The 13687-nt window shown below is 74.7% G+C and carries 14 protein-coding genes; 10 read left to right on the top strand and 4 right to left on the bottom strand.

Annotated features, from left to right (window positions below; all coding sequences use genetic code 11):
- Positions 1–36 precede the first annotated feature (36 nt).
- Positions 37–2289, bottom strand: coding sequence for a bifunctional glycosyltransferase 87/phosphatase PAP2 family protein (locus AC3CHW_RS26005; RefSeq protein ID WP_488471169.1), 2253 nt, complete (start codon positions 2287–2289; stop codon positions 37–39).
- A 707-nt stretch (positions 2290–2996) separates the two neighbouring features.
- Here AC3CHW_RS26005 and AC3CHW_RS26000 point away from each other — a divergent pair.
- The 5 genes from AC3CHW_RS26000 to AC3CHW_RS25980 all read left to right on the top strand — a co-directional run bounded on the left by AC3CHW_RS26000 (position 2997) and on the right by AC3CHW_RS25980 (position 5701).
- Positions 2997–3407 (top strand): DUF2000 family protein, encoded by a 411-nt coding sequence (locus AC3CHW_RS26000; RefSeq protein ID WP_459249770.1) that lies wholly within the window; start codon positions 2997–2999, stop codon positions 3405–3407.
- A 165-nt stretch (positions 3408–3572) separates the two neighbouring features.
- Positions 3573–3842: a hypothetical protein gene (locus AC3CHW_RS25995; protein WP_398607943.1), complete on the top strand. Its 270-nt coding sequence runs from the start codon at positions 3573–3575 to the stop codon at positions 3840–3842.
- 138 nt (positions 3843–3980) lie between these two features.
- A complete protein-coding gene (locus tag AC3CHW_RS25990) occupies positions 3981–4661 on the top strand; it encodes a DUF4352 domain-containing protein (RefSeq protein WP_398607944.1) in 681 nt (226 codons plus the stop codon).
- 128 nt (positions 4662–4789) lie between these two features.
- Positions 4790–5116 carry an antibiotic biosynthesis monooxygenase family protein gene (locus AC3CHW_RS25985; RefSeq protein ID WP_488468084.1) on the top strand — a complete coding sequence of 109 codons (327 nt, stop codon included), beginning with the start codon at positions 4790–4792 and terminating at the stop codon, positions 5114–5116.
- Positions 5117–5185: 69 nt separating this feature from the next.
- A complete protein-coding gene (locus AC3CHW_RS25980; RefSeq protein WP_488468083.1) occupies positions 5186–5701 on the top strand; it encodes a GNAT family N-acetyltransferase in 516 nt (171 codons plus the stop codon).
- A 24-nt stretch (positions 5702–5725) separates the two neighbouring features.
- Here the strand turns inward: AC3CHW_RS25980 and AC3CHW_RS25975 are convergent, their stop codons facing one another.
- Positions 5726–7846: a DHA2 family efflux MFS transporter permease subunit gene (locus AC3CHW_RS25975; protein ID WP_488468082.1), complete on the bottom strand. Its 2121-nt coding sequence runs from the start codon at positions 7844–7846 to the stop codon at positions 5726–5728.
- Between the two features lie 192 nt (positions 7847–8038).
- On the opposite strand from AC3CHW_RS25975, the gene AC3CHW_RS25970 reads away from it, so the two are divergent.
- The 4 genes from AC3CHW_RS25970 to AC3CHW_RS25955 all read left to right on the top strand — a co-directional run bounded on the left by AC3CHW_RS25970 (position 8039) and on the right by AC3CHW_RS25955 (position 10816).
- The gene (locus AC3CHW_RS25970; RefSeq protein ID WP_488468081.1) at positions 8039–9031 is read left to right on the top strand and encodes a peptidoglycan-binding domain-containing protein; all 993 of its coding nucleotides are present in this window, start codon (positions 8039–8041) and stop codon (positions 9029–9031) included.
- Between the two features lie 238 nt (positions 9032–9269).
- Positions 9270–9944, top strand: a complete 675-nt coding sequence (locus tag AC3CHW_RS25965; RefSeq protein ID WP_398607960.1) for an HAD-IA family hydrolase — start codon at positions 9270–9272, stop codon at positions 9942–9944.
- Positions 9945–10265: 321 nt separating this feature from the next.
- Entirely contained in the window at positions 10266–10532 is a 267-nt protein-coding gene (locus tag AC3CHW_RS25960) for a hypothetical protein (RefSeq protein ID WP_488468080.1), read from the top strand.
- A complete protein-coding gene (locus tag AC3CHW_RS25955; RefSeq protein ID WP_387589356.1) occupies positions 10529–10816 on the top strand; it encodes a hypothetical protein in 288 nt (95 codons plus the stop codon). The genes AC3CHW_RS25960 and AC3CHW_RS25955 overlap by 4 nt, the downstream gene beginning before the upstream one ends.
- A gap of 172 nt (positions 10817–10988) precedes the next feature.
- On the opposite strand, the gene AC3CHW_RS25950 is transcribed toward AC3CHW_RS25955, so the two are convergent.
- Together AC3CHW_RS25950 and AC3CHW_RS25945 are read right to left on the bottom strand one after the other, a co-directional pair.
- Entirely contained in the window at positions 10989–11570 is a 582-nt protein-coding gene (locus tag AC3CHW_RS25950) for a TMEM165/GDT1 family protein (protein ID WP_398607961.1), read from the bottom strand.
- A gap of 270 nt (positions 11571–11840) precedes the next feature.
- Positions 11841–12698, bottom strand: a complete 858-nt coding sequence (locus AC3CHW_RS25945) for an ABC transporter permease (protein WP_488468079.1) — start codon at positions 12696–12698, stop codon at positions 11841–11843.
- A gap of 191 nt (positions 12699–12889) precedes the next feature.
- Here AC3CHW_RS25945 and AC3CHW_RS25940 point away from each other — a divergent pair, with 191 nt between their 5' ends.
- Entirely contained in the window at positions 12890–13558 is a 669-nt protein-coding gene (locus AC3CHW_RS25940; protein WP_459249764.1) for an HNH endonuclease family protein, read from the top strand.
- Positions 13559–13687: the final 129 nt, after the last annotated feature.

Genomic DNA, 13687 nt, shown 5'->3' with positions numbered 1-13687 from the left:
CCCGTCGCGCGCGCCGCTGCCCGCCGCCCGCTGTCGCTAGCGGGCCGCGTCGGCCGGGGCTGGCTGGTCGTCCGGGCCCGCGTCGGAGCCCTCGGGCTTCCCGGAGGCCGGCTTGCCGGGCTCCGGCTTGCCCGGACCGGGCTTGCTGAGGTCGGGCTTGCCCGGGTCGGACTTGCTGAGATCGGGCTTCACGGATTCGGGCGTTACGGGGGCGGCCTCGGCGGGCTGGGAGCCGGCGGGCTCGGCGGCGTCGGCGCCGTCCCGTACGGCGGCCGGTGCCGTGGCGGAGGCCCGGGCGGGGTCGGCTCCCGGGAGCTTGGCCCGGGCGCTGGCCCACAGGGTGGCCGCCCGGCCGCGCGCCTCGGTGGCAGCGGACTCCGTGGCCCTGGCCGGCTCGACCGGGGCGCGGCCCGCGCCGGTCAGCACGTACTGGAGGGCGAAGCCGGCCGCGACGACGGCCGCGCCGCCCACCGCGTCAAGGAGGTAGTGGTTGGCGGTACCGACGATGACCGCGGTGGTCAGCACCGGGTACAGCAGGCCCAGCACCTTCATCCACAGCTTGGGCGCCACCAGGGCGATCACCACGCCGCACCACAGGGACCAGCCGACGTGCAGCGAGGGCATCGCCGCGTACTGGTTGGAGAGCTTGGTCAGCGCGCCGAAGTCCGGGTCGTTGAGGTCCTGCGGGCCGTGCGCCGTGTCGATGTAGCCCATGTCCATCAGGCGCGGCGGCGCCAGCGGGTACAGCCAGAAGCCGAACAGCGCGAGCAGCGTGGCGAAAGCCAGCGGGGTGCGCGCCCAGCGGTAGGTGGCGGGGCGGCAGACGTACAGCCAGGCAAGCAGCGACAGCGGGACCAGGAAGTGGAAGGTCGAGTAGTAGTAGTTCATGCTCGCTTCGAGCCACGGGGTGTCGGCCACGAAGTGGTTGAACCAGTACTCCACGTCGATGTGCAGCCAGCTCTCGATGCTGAGGATCTGCCGGCCGTGCCCCTCCGCCAGGCTCCGCTCGTCCGGCGCGTGGGCGCGGATGAACGAGTAGCCCCAGTAGCCGACGCGGATGAGCATCAGCTCCAGGACCAGGTTCGGCCGGGACAGCGGGCGCCGCCAGAACTTCAGCATCGGCACCCACGAGTACGGCGTGCGCGCGTGCTCCGCCGTCGGGCTCGGCTGCGGCCTGTCCCACTCGGGGGCGTCGCGCGTCAGGAAGGGCACCAGACAGGCGGCGGCCAGCGCGGCGAAGAGCTGGGCGTTGTCGCCGATGAAGCCGAGGCCCTCCAGGCCGCCCGGCATCAGGGCATGCCGGTTGAGCGTCATGACCAGCACCACGAGCACCGGCCACACCAGCCGGTCCGCCTGCCGCCTGCCGACCCGGCCGACGACGGCCAGCAGTATCCACAGGAGCTGGTGCTGCCAGGAGGTGGGCGAGACGGCCAGCGCGACGCAGCCGGTGATCGCGGCGGCGAGCAGCAACTGCCCGTCCCTGGCGTAGTGCGCGGCGCGACGCAGGCCCCACCAGATCACCGCCGCGGCGAGCACGGCCAGCAGGGCCAGCTCCAGCGGGCCACGCAGCCCGGCGCGGAGCAGCAGGCCGTGCAGCGACTGGTTGGACAGGCTGTCGGGGCTCTCGCCCAAGCCGGCGCCGCCGATGTGGTGCACCCAGTACGTCCACGAGTCGTGCGGCATCACGGCCCAGGCCAGCGCGGAGCAGGCGGCGAAGGTGGCGCCGGTCAGGACGGCGACCCGGCGGCGGCCGGTGAGCCACAGCAGTCCGGCGAAGAGCAGCAGGGCGGGCTGGAGCGCCGCGGCGACGCCGATGAGCAGGGCCGACTGGCGGGCGGAGGTCTTCGGCAGCAGGGACAGCAGCACCAGCAGGACGGGGATGATGCTGGTCTGGCCGAGCGTGAAGGCGTTGCGTACCGGGAGCGAGAGGACGATCAGGCTGATGGCGACGGGGGCGGCGAGCAGCGCGGTGCGCCGGGAGACCGGGCTCGGCAGCAGGCGGGCGGCGACCAGGCCGAGGATGGCGACGAGGGCGAGGGTGCCGAAGGTCCAGGCGACGCCGAGGCTCTGCTCGGCGGCCCGGGTCAGTGGCTTGAGGACGAGGCCGGCGAAGGGGGTGCCGGTGAAGGCGTCAGTGTCGTACAGCGAGCCCCGGACGTGCAGCACGCCCCGCTCGCCGATCCACGTTTCCAGATCGGTCAGGCGCTGGTCCGGGGGCAGTCGCAGCACCGCCGCCGCCTGGCGGGCGGCCAGCAGGCCGGCCACCACCCACAGCCCGGCGAGCGCCATGCCGATCCGCGAGCGGGCGGCCGGCTCCGGCCGGGTGCCCGCGGATCTGCCCAGTCCGCTCCGCTCGACGTCCGTCACGCCCTGCTGCTCCCCCACTCGCCGTGTCACTCGTATCCAATGTTCGAGACCTTACTGAGCCCGCGGAAAAGACGCGGAAAACCCCCACGTCACCTGACCGCTGCCGCGGGCTGCCTGGAAGTCGCCTGTCGTTCGCCGGGGTGACCATGTACGCGAATACGTCGCCAGGAGTAATTTCACCACTTTCCCGTGAGCCGTCCGATCACTGGGTAGCCGGGGGCACCCGCCGCCCGCCGGCCGGCCCGCGGCGCGAGCGCGCGGCACCCCGCGCGCCGGCGCGGACGCCCGCTCGGGAAGCCCGGAGCGCCGGGCTCCGGCCGTGGCCACCGTGCGGCGGGGCGCCGCGCGGCTACGCCGTTCGAGGGAGCGCCGACCGCGCGCGGGCCGGTGCGAGCGGGCGTGCGCCGAACTCGGCGAGCGCCGGCCGCCGACTCCGTGGCGGGCCGACGGGCCCGCCCGCGTCGCCGCTCCGCTCGCTGCCTCCATCACGTCATTGTGCCGCGATCTCGGGTACCCCCGCTCCGCGAGCCGGTCGCACACGACTTCGGCGCGGTGCCGGGACGGCGGCGGGCCGGCGCCGCGCACCAGCGTCCAAGACGCCGCCCCCGACCCCCCGGCACCGTGCTGACATGCGTTTTGACACCAAGATCGCGGTGATCGTCCGGAGCGACCTCGCCGCCTGGCAGAAGCTGAACGTGACCGCATTCCTCTCCAGTGGCATCGCTCACGCCGGGGCTGACGTCGTGGGCAAGCCCTACGAGGACGGCTCGGGCAACGGGTATCTGCCGATGTTCCGCGAGCCCGTCCTCGTCTACGCGGCCGAGTCCGCCACCCTGCTCCGTACGCACCAGCGCGCCCTGAGCCGGGGCGTGAGCACGGCGCTGTACCCGGTGGAGCTGTTCGCCACGGACAACGACGACGACAACCGCGCCGCCGTGCTGGCCGTGCCCGCCCCGGACCTCGACCTGGCGGGCCTGGCGGTGCGCGGCCCCCGCGCGGCCGTGGACAAGGTCGTCCGGGGGCTGCGGATGCACGACTGACCGGCACGACGGGGGGTTGCGTGCGCGCGCGGAGGGGGCGCGCGGGTCGTCACGGGCGCCGGCGGGCCCGGGTGCACGCCCCGGACCGGAAATGTTTCCCGGACACGCCGAGGCGCGTTGGCCACCATGGTCGGCGCAGGCAACTCTCTCCGTGGAAGGACACGCGTGGAACTCGCAACCGCACTCGCCATGACGAAGGCCGAGCGTCAGTCGAACATCGAGCGCATCGAGCGTGGCCGGGAGCGCGGTCGGGCGCTCATCCAGAACGCTCGGCCCGGTCCGTACGCGGACGGGCTGCTGGCGGCGCACGAGTACGACCTCGCGGTGGTCACCGCGCTGCGGCTGATCGACGCCGTGGGAGTCTCCGGCCCCGACGCCGCCGCCGCCATCTGGCCGGTGCCCCCGCCCCGACCGGCGTACCTGACCGCGACCTGATCGCTCGGCGGCCCCGGGGCGGCCGGCCGCGGAGAAATTCGCGGGTGAGATACGCCATGCGCCCAAAGGGAACCGTTCGGTGCATACTGAGCCCGCACCAGCGGCGCTCGGGCCGCTCGTGGCCATTCGGGGGGTCCCATGCGCGTGTCCCGCGCCCTTGCTGTCCTGACGTCCGCGGCGCTGCTGAGCGCCGTACTCGCCGGCTGCTCCGACGACGGGGGTGACGGCAAGGGCGCCGCCGACCCGGCCGCGTCGACGACGCGGCCGGCCGCCAGCGAGGCCGCCACCGGTACGGACGCCGAGGCCGCCGGCGACGCCCCGCTCGACGTGCCCGAGGAGACGACCGAGGCGAAGACCACGCCCGCCGCCAAGGCCCCGTCGCTCGCGGTCGGCGAGTCGGGCACGTACGAGGTCGGCGAGACCGACGAGTACGGCGAGAACTTCAAGGTCACCTCCCGGATGAAGGTGACGGTGGTCAGCGCGGAGTACGTGACGCCCGCGCAGGTCAACACCACCAACCAGCCCGAGAAGGGGCAGTACGTCGCCCTCACCCTCACCGTGCGCAACACCGGCGGGGCGCCGGCCGACTTCGCCGCCTACGGGATGATGAAGTGGGAGGACGCCAAGACGGCCGCGCAGGACGCCACCACGCTGGAGGGCGTCGGCGAGGGGGCGGACCTGGACACGACGTACAAGCCCGGGCAGTCCGTGACGGGGCGGCTGGTGCTCGACGTCGTGCGGCGCGGTGGAGTCGTCCACTACTACGACGCGAACGCCGGCGGCGAGTCCCCCTCCTTCACGGTCGAGCTGCCGAAGTAGCCCGGCCCGGGCCGCGCCGGCCGGGGCGTCGACCGCCTCGGCCGGCGCCCCGGGCGATGTAGGAGACTGCTCGCACAGGATCGAGGCGAGGTCGCCGGCCGGTGGCCTCCGGGTGTGAGAGGTGTCGAGTGAGCGTCGTCAAGATCAACGTACTGACGGTTCCGGCGGAGCAGCGCGAGGTGCTGGAGCAGCGCTTCGCCGCCCGGGCCGGCGCCGTGGAGGGCTCCGACGGCTTCGAGTGGTTCGAGCTGCTGCGCCCCGTGGAGGGCACCGACCAGTACCTCGTCTACACCCGCTGGCGCAGCGAGGAGGACTTCGCGGCCTGGATGGAGAGCACCATGAAAGCCGGCCAGGGCAGCCACGGCGGCGAGGGCGGCGAGCGGCCCAAGCCGGCCTCCACCGGCGCCACGCTGTGGTCCTTCGAGGTCGTGCAGCAGGCGTCGCCCAAGGGCTGAGGTCCGCGCCCCGCTGACCCGGCGAAATCCGGCTGCGGCGGCCCGTGGCGGGTGCTCACAATGACCCGCATGACATCAGCCTTCACCCGGCGGGCGACCTGGGAGGTCGCCGCGCGACCCGTGCACACGGCGGAGTCGGCCGCGTTGCTGCGCGCGTACTTCATCGAAGTAAGCGACCGCTACTACCTGCGGCACGAGAACCGTCGATCGACCCCCGAGGAGATCGAGTCGGGTCTCCTGGAGCACCACAGCGACGACCTGATACCGCCGCGCGCGGTCTTCCTGGTCGGGCGGTACGGGGGCGCGGCGGCGGGCTGCGCCGGGGTGCGGCTGCGCGACGCGACGACGGCGGAGCTGAAGCGGCTGTACGTGCGGCCCGCCGAGCGCGGCACGGGTGGTGGCTCCGCGCTGCTGGCCGCGGCGCACGCGAGCGCGCGGGAGCTGGGCGCGCGGCGCGTCATCCTGGACACCCGCAACGACCTGGTCGAGGCGCGGGCGCTGTACGAGCGGCACGGCTACGTCGAGATCGAGCGCTACAACGACGATCCGTACGCGGAGCACTGGTTCGCCAAGGACCTGGTCTGACGGGGACGGCGCGGGGGGCGTGGTTCACACCGGGCGGCGGCGCACGCCGGCCTTCGGCCGGTAGGCGTCGCCGTTGTGCGGGCGCTCGCCGTCGGAGCCGCACAGCTCGCCGGTCAGCTCGTGGACCAGGGCCACCAGGTCGGTCGGGCGGTCCGGGCCCCACCAGTCGCCGAGCAGTGCGGCCAGCGACTCCTCGCGGGCGTGCGCGAGGCGGGCCGCGACCTCGCGGCCCCGCTCGGTCAGGACCAGCGACAGGCCCTCGCGCTCCGCGAGGCGGCGCTCCTCGACCTGCCGGGCGGCGGCGGTGACCACGCCGAGGGGCAGGTCGGCGCGCTCGGCGAGCAGGGCGGGTTCCACGAAGCCGTGGTAGTTGATCCGCAGCAGCAACCAGCAGGACGCCGGCCGCAGCTCGACGCCGGCCCGCTCGGCGATCTCGGCGTAGACGTGCTTGCGGCCCTCGCGGCTGCCGAGCGTGGACAGCGCGCGGGCCACCTCGTCGCGCGAGGTGCGTTCGACGGGGTTGCTGGCCAGCACCTCGCTCGCCTCCGGGGCGGTCACGGAGGCGCGCAGCGGCTCCTCCCGCAGGAACCAGGCGAGCGCCAGCGCGACGAGCACCAGCGGCACCGCGTACAGGAACACGTCGGTGATGGAGACGGCGTACGCGTCGAGCACGCCGGCGCGCTCGCCGGGCGGGAGTCCGCTCACCGCGCGCGGGTCGGCGCTGAGCGAGTCGGGGCTCACGCCGGGTGGCAGCGGCTGTCCGGCGAGCGCGTCGGATATGCGCGGGCCGAGCTTGTTGGCGAAGATCGTGCCGAAGATGGAGACGCCGAACGAGGCGCCGATGGAGCGGAAGAACGTGGCGCCCGAGGTGGCCACGCCCAGGTCCGCGTAGTCCACCGCGTTCTGCACGATCAGCACCAGGACCTGCATCACCAGGCCGAGCCCGAGGCCGAAGACGAAGAAGTACGCGCTCATCTCGGCCACGCCGCTGTGCCGGTCGAGCTGGTGGAGCAGCAGCAGGCCGAGCGCGGTGACGGCGGTGCCGGCGATGGGGAAGACGCGGTAGTGCCCGGTGCGGCTGACGATCTGCCCGGAGGCCGTGGAGGCGATGAGCAGCCCGAGCACCATGGGCAGCATGTGCACGCCGGACATGGTCGGCGTGACGTCGTGGACGACCTGGAGGAACGTCGGCAGGTAGGTCATGCTGCCGAACATCGCGAAGCCGATGACGAAGCCGATGGCCGAGCAGAGCGCGAAGGTGCGGCTGCGGAAGAGCCGCAGCGGCAGCACGGGCTCCACGGCCCGCCGCTCGACGCGGACGAAGGCCGCGAGCAGCGCGATGGCCAGCACGCCCAGGCCGGTGATCTGCCAGGAGTCCCAGTCGAAGGTGACGCCGCCGAGCGAGGCCACCAGGACCAGGCAGGCGGCGACGGCCGCGATGAGGAAGGTGCCCAGGTAGTCGATGGTATGCCGGGTGCGACGGCGCGGGATGTGCAGCGCGGCGGCGATCACCAGCAGGGCCACGACGCCCACGGGCAGGTTGATGTAGAACACCCAGCGCCAGCTCAGGTGGTCCACGAAGACGCCGCCGAGCAGCGGCCCGAGCACGCTGGTGGCCCCGAAGACGGCGCCGAACAGGCCCTGGTAGCGGCCCCGCTCCCGGGGCGGCACGAGGTCGCCGACGATCGCCATGGACAGCACGATCAGCCCGCCACCGCCGAGCCCCTGCACCGCGCGGAAGCCGATGAGCTGGGGCATGTCCTGGGCGATGCCGCACAGGGCCGAGCCGATCAGGAAGATGACGATGGCCAGTTGGTAGAGGTTCTTGCGCCCGTACTGGTCGCCGAGCTTGCCCCACAGGGGCGTCGCGGCGGTCGCGGCGAGCAGGTACGCCGTCACCACCCAGGACAGGTGCTCCAGGCCGCCGAGGTCGCTGACGATGGTGGGCAGCGCCGTCGAGACGATCGTCTGGTCGAGGGCGGCGAGCAACATGCCGAGCAGCAGCGCGCCGATCGCCACCAGCACGGTGCGCCGTTCGTGGTCGTGGTGTCGGTCCGGGTGGGCGGCCGGGTGGCTGGCGGCGCCGGTGGCGGACGCGGCGGGCCCGCTGGGCAGCGGGCCCCGCGAACGTGCGTCCTCGGCCATGGGGCGTCTCCTTGTCCGTGGGTCGGCTGCGCGTGGTGCCGCTGGCCGCCGACGGCGGCCGGCCGCTCATCCCATCCTCACCCGTTTGCCCGGTTACGGCCTGTCGAGCGCCGTCCTCACCGCGGACATCCGCCTGCGCGAACACGTGTCCGGTCTGCATAATCGCCAGCGACGTACGAGGGAGGGAACAACGTGACGGGAGAACTCTGCCCGCACTGCTTCGCACCGCCGCGCGCGGACGGCCGACCCGGCTGCGCCTGCGCGGCGCGCGGGGCCGACCTGCCGGACCTCGCGACGACCGCCGCGCTGCCCGAGACACCCGGGACCGGCCCCCACCCCGACGACCTGCGCCTCTTCGACGACGACCCGAGGGACGCCGACCAGGCGGACGCCGACTCGGCAGCGGCGGGCGGGGCGGCCGGGGGCGCCACGGGCGCCACGCCGGCCGGCGGCGCGGGGCACGGGGACGGTCCGGACGGGGGCGGCGACGGCGACGGGGCGGGGGCGGGGGACAGACCGGCACGGCACCGGCGGCGGCGCCCGCTGGCGATCGTGATCGCGGCGGCGGTCCTGGTCGCCGTGGTGGGCACCGTCGCGTTCGGCACCGGGCTGCTCGGCGGCCAGAGCGGCGAGGGGTCGGACGACCGCGCGCTGACCGACGACCGCGCGGCCACCCCCTCCGCGGCCCTGCCCACCTGGGACGGGCGGATGACCGACGGCGCGACGCCGCCGCCGAGCAGCACCGCGACCCCCTCGCCCAGCGCCTCGCGCTCGGGCGGCGAGAGCCCGTCCGCGACACCGTCGTCGGCGACGCCGTCGCGGACGCGCGAGCCCAGCGCCTCGCCCTCCGCTCCGTCGGCGCGCCCCTCCGAAACCGGCGCGCCCGACCGGCCGAGCGAGCGCCCCACGCCCTCCACCTCGGCCCCGGCCGACCCGCCGCGGCCGACCGAACCCGCGGGCCCGCCCGTGCTGCGCCAGGGTGACAGCGGCGCCGAGGTCGCCGAACTCCAGGACCGGCTGCGCCAGACCTGGACCTACGTCGGCGCGGTGGACGGCGAGTACGACGCGAGCGTCACGGACGCGGTCGGCACCTACCAGCGCCGCCACGACATCACCGCCGACCCGGAGGGCGTCTACGGCCCGCACACCCGCGACTACCTAGAGGCCCGCACGGACCAGCCGTAGCCCGGCGGGGTCGCGCGTGCCGCCGGAGCCGGCGGGGCACGGCCGGGGGCCGGCCGCGCGCGGGTCCGTCACACGGCGGATATGAGGTGTTCATCCGGGCCGTGACCGGGGGCGCTGGCGTCGCGGGACGACTCTTTGTATGTTTGAGAAACAAAGTGGTTCCGCCCGCACCCCTGACCGTGGGCGGGGCCGCTTTCCTTCGCGCACCGCGCGTCCACGCCGAGCCCAGGAGTGCCCCATGGCTCCCACGAGCACCCCCCAGACCATCGGCGCCGTCAAGGCGCTGCTCCTCGACATGGACGGGACGCTCGTCAATTCCGACGCCGTCGTGGAGCGCTGTTGGCGGCGCTGGGCCGCGGAGCACGGCCTCGACGGTGACAGCGTGATCAGCGTCGTACACGGGCGGCAGGGCCACGCCACCATGGCCGTGCTCCTCCCCGACCGCCCGCACGAGGAGAACCTCGCCGACAACGCGCGCATGCTCGCCTGGGAGACCTCCGACGTGGCGGGCGTGGTGCCGATCGCGGGCGCGCCCGCGTTCCTCGCCTCCCTGGCGCGGCTGCCGCACGCCCTGGTCACCTCGGCCGACCGCGGCCTGTCCCAGGCCCGGATGGACGCCGCCGCGCTGCCGATGCCGCGCGTGCGGGTCACCGCCGAGTCCGTGAGCGCGAGCAAGCCCGACCCGGAGGGGTTCCTCAAGGGCGCGGCGGAGCTGGGGTTCGCGCCCGCCGACTGCGTCGCCTTCGAGGACTCCGAGGTGGGCATCGCGGCGGCCCGCGCGGCCGGCATGCGCGTGGTGGGCGTCGGTCCCCGCGCGGCGACCCACGCGCCCACGGCCCACGTGCGCGACCTGACACAGGTCCGCGTCGAGGCGCTGCCGGACGGCGGCCTCACCCTGCACATCGCCCCGTGAGCCGGGCGGCCCGGTAGCCGGCTCCCCACCGACCGCCGCGGCCCGCCCCGTACGGCCGGCCCGTCGCCGCCCGTACGCGATGCCACCCCGCCCCGGCGGCGCCCGACCCGGCGCCGCCGGGGCGCGCGCGTGCCCTCACGCGTGATCTCCCCCGTACCGCCGGGTCAACCGCCCGGGTGGTACAGGCTGATTTCCTACCTGACGCGCCGCACATCCCGCCTTCCCCACCACACGCCGCCGGTTGGCCCACTCTGGGCTGGTCTCCGCGCGGGCGCACGTGGGCCCCACACCTTGAGGAAGGGATACGGAACGATGACCTCCATGGGGAAGCCTCCGGCAGCGCTGGACGGGTCGGGTGGCCCGTGGCCGATGGACCCCGAACAGGGTCCGTCCCGCGGCGAGTTGGCCATGGACGAGTCGTCGGGCCGGATGGGGGTCGTGCTGCGCCCCGGCGCGGGCCGCGTCGCGCTGCGCGCGCTCACCGGGGGCGACCGGTGGGAGGCGGAGGCGGCGGCGGTACGGCTGCCCACGCCCCGGGAGCGGCTCAGCGCGCGGATCGCGATCGTGAACGGGCGGTGGGGGAAGTGACCGAGGAAGAGGCGGTCGAGGCGATCGGCGACGCCGTGGAGGACCTGACCACGGGCCGCGTCGGCGTGCTGACCGACGCCGGCCCGTACACCTCGCCGACCACCCGGCGCACCACGTTCCTGGTCTTCATCCGGCCGGAGCGCGGCGGCGTGGAGTGGACGGTCGAGCCCGAGCAGGTACGCCGCCACACGCCGGGGCACGCGCCGCACGGGCGCGTACCGACGGCGCGCGGCACCTCCCGCGCGCTGGCCGCCGCCCCACCGCGCCCGATCCCGTACCACTGACGGCACCGCCGACCGGCCCGCCACGCGGACCAGCCGGCGGGGCCACGACGGCGCGGGGCGCAGGGCACGCGGCGCCATCGGCCGCTCCGTGCCTGGGCAGGGCGGGCGGCAGGCGGGCGGCGGGCGCGCCGTGGAGCCGTCGCCGAGACCGGCCGGGGCCACCGGGCACGGGTCAGCCGGCGACCGCCTCGTACAGGCTGAAGCCCGCGAGGACCAGCATCACGCAGGCGCCGATCTTGGTGATGAGCCGCAGCGGCACGTACTTCATCAGGGTCCGGCCGCCGACGATGCCGATGCCCGCGACCGCCCACAGCGCGAGCACCGCGCCGACGCCGACGGAGAGCGGGCTGTCGTAGCGAGCGGCGAGGTTGGCCGTCATGATCTGCGTCAGGTCGCCGAACTCGGCGACCAGGATCAGCATGAAGCCGCTGCCGGCGACCTTCCAGAAGCTCTGGTCGGCGGGCTTGGCGATCTCCTCGTCGTCCTCCTCCCTCTTGAGCAGCAGCATCGCCGCGCCCGCCAGGAAGAGCACGCCGACGATGGCCTGGAGCAGCCGCTGCGGCAGCAGCGTGAGCACGCTGCCGGCGGCGATGGCGAGCGCGACGTGGACGGCGAACGCGGCGGCGACGCCGGCGAAGACGTAGGAGGCGCGGTAGCGGGCGCCGAGCATGAGACCGGCCAGGGCGGTCTTGTCGGGCAGCTCGGCGAGGAAGACGACGCCGAAGGTCACGGCGGCGACGGTGAGGCTGAACACGGGGTCTGGTCCCTCATTCGGTCGGGCGTCCGCGCCGAGAGGGCCCTGCGTCAGGGGTCGCTTCGGCACGGCAGCGTCGGACACTGCGGCCGAAGGTCTCGCTGGCACGGTGGTACGTGACGAACCCGTCGGCACATCGCGTAGATGTGCCCGGTCCGCACCCACCGGCCTCCGGGCGCCGGCTCCCCGTTCCCCCGAGTGCGCGAGCACCCCCACCGCGAGCGGTGGCCGGGAGGCGGGTGAGCAGTATGTCGACGATCCGGCGAAGAGCTACTCCCCTTCTGCTGCCGTCGAGGATACGTCAGGGTCCGCGTCGCGGTGCAGCCGTCCCCCGGCGACCAGCTCAAGGACCACCGCGACCGCCACCACCTGCACCGCCATCAGCGCCACCAGCACGAAGAGCTGCACCGCGCCGGCCTGGACCGGCGACGCGCCGCCCAGCAGCATGCCGACGAAGGCCCCGGGCAGGGTGACCAGGCCCACGGTCCTGGTCTGGTCGAGGCCGGGCAGCAGCGCGTCGGAGGCGGCCGGGCGGGCGATCTCCAGGCGGGCGTCGCGCGGCGGCAGGCCGAGCGCGAGCCCGGCCTCCACCTCGCCCCGCCGGGCCTCCAGCTCGTCCAGGGCGCGCCGGCCGCCGAGCACCGTCGCGGTGAGCGCGCCGCCGATGAGGATGCCGGTGACCGGGATCAGGGTGATGCCCCGCACCGGCACCAGCCCGGTCAGCAGCAGCGCGGCGACCACCGGCAGCACGCCCGCGACGATCGGCGCCGCCGCCCACCACCAGGAGCGGTTCGGGGTGATGCGGCGGCCGGCGGTGCGCACGGCGACCGCGAACATCACGGCGATGAACGTGAGCAGCAGCGGCACCGCGCGCACCACCCAGCCGATCAGCAGGGAGACGGCGGCGAGTTGGACGACGGCGCGCAGCCCCGCGGTCAGCACGGCGCGCGCGTGGCCCCGCCCGCCGCCGGCCGACCGGGCCCCGCCGCCGGGGCGGCCGGTGCCGTGCGTGAGGTGGGCGAGCGCGCCCACGGTGGCGGCGGCGAGCAACAGGGCCGCGAGCAGCACCCCGAGCGCGGGCCCGACGGGGAGCAGGGCGGCGCCCGCGAGGGGGACGGTGGCAGGCACCACCACACCTTACGGGGCGTCAAAGCGCTGGCCACGACCTCGGTTCGAGGCGCGTCGACCCGCCACGCCCCCTTGCTTTGACATGACCGCGTCGTCACGCTGTTACCTGGCGCCCACCCCACGGAAACCGGACGCCGAGACCATGTTCGGGCCACAGCGCCCGCATCCCCCCACCGCAGAGGGAGTTCGCCATGTCCCGTACGGACACGACTTCGACACGTCGCGGCATCTACGCGCGTCGAGCCACCGCCGTCGGCGGTCTCGCCACGCTGGTCGGCACGCTGGTGCTGAGCGGTCCGAGCGCGCAGGCCGCGCCGCCCACCCCGCCGAGCGCCGACACCGCGCGCACCTACCTCTCCCAGCTCACCGTCAGGTCCGAGGGCTCGTCCGACGGTTACAGCCGCGAGAAGTTCCCGCACTGGAGCACCCAGAGCGGCGCCTGCAACACCCGCGAGGTCGTCCTGAAGCGCGACGGCAGGAACGTCGAGCAGAACAGCAGTTGCGCCGCGGTCAAGGGCACCTGGTTCTCGCCGTACGACGGACAGACCTGGAGCGCCGCGTCGGACGTGGACATCGACCACGTGGTGCCGCTGTCCGAGGCGTGGAAGTCCGGCGCCAGCAAGTGGACCACCTCCCGCCGCGAGGGCTTCGCCAACGACCTCGGCCGCGCGCAGCTCATCGCCGTGACGGACAACGTCAACCAGGCCAAGGGCGACAAGGACCCGGGCGAGTGGCTGCCGCCCACCAAGAGCTACCACTGCACGTACGCCCGGATGTGGGTCTCGGTCAAGCACCACTACGACCTGTCCGTCGACAGCTCCGAGAAGAGCGCCCTCAGCCGCGTCCTCAACGGCTGCTGACGCCCGGGCCCACCGCCGGCCCACCGCCCGCGAGGCGCCGCGCCGATCCGCCGCACCCGACCGTCGGGGCGGCGGATCGGCCGCGTCCCGGGGCCGTTCCGGCGCCTCCCCGGTGGCGTTCCACCCCGC

It is taken from the genome of Streptomyces sp. MGP-BFMKR1 (genome assembly GCF_057766585.1).
Note: the sequence above shows the minus strand (reverse complement) of the source record. Positions and strands in the feature narration are given on the sequence as shown.

Excerpts from the sequence above, each read along its gene's own strand:
- AC3CHW_RS26005 (WP_488471169.1), bottom strand. The coding sequence starts at position 2,289 with ATGGCGCTCGCCGGGCTGTGGGTGGTGGCCGGCCTGCTGGCCGCCCGC.
- AC3CHW_RS26000 (WP_459249770.1), top strand. The coding sequence starts at position 2,997 with ATGCGTTTTGACACCAAGATCGCGGTGATCGTCCGGAGCGACCTCGCC.
- AC3CHW_RS25990 (WP_398607944.1), top strand. The coding sequence starts at position 3,981 with ATGCGCGTGTCCCGCGCCCTTGCTGTCCTGACGTCCGCGGCGCTGCTG.
- AC3CHW_RS25980 (WP_488468083.1), top strand. The coding sequence starts at position 5,186 with ATGACATCAGCCTTCACCCGGCGGGCGACCTGGGAGGTCGCCGCGCGA.
- AC3CHW_RS25975 (WP_488468082.1), bottom strand. The coding sequence starts at position 7,846 with ATGGCCGAGGACGCACGTTCGCGGGGCCCGCTGCCCAGCGGGCCCGCC.
- AC3CHW_RS25965 (WP_398607960.1), top strand. The coding sequence starts at position 9,270 with ATGGCTCCCACGAGCACCCCCCAGACCATCGGCGCCGTCAAGGCGCTG.
- AC3CHW_RS25960 (WP_488468080.1), top strand. The coding sequence starts at position 10,266 with ATGGGGAAGCCTCCGGCAGCGCTGGACGGGTCGGGTGGCCCGTGGCCG.
- AC3CHW_RS25940 (WP_459249764.1), top strand. The coding sequence starts at position 12,890 with ATGTCCCGTACGGACACGACTTCGACACGTCGCGGCATCTACGCGCGT.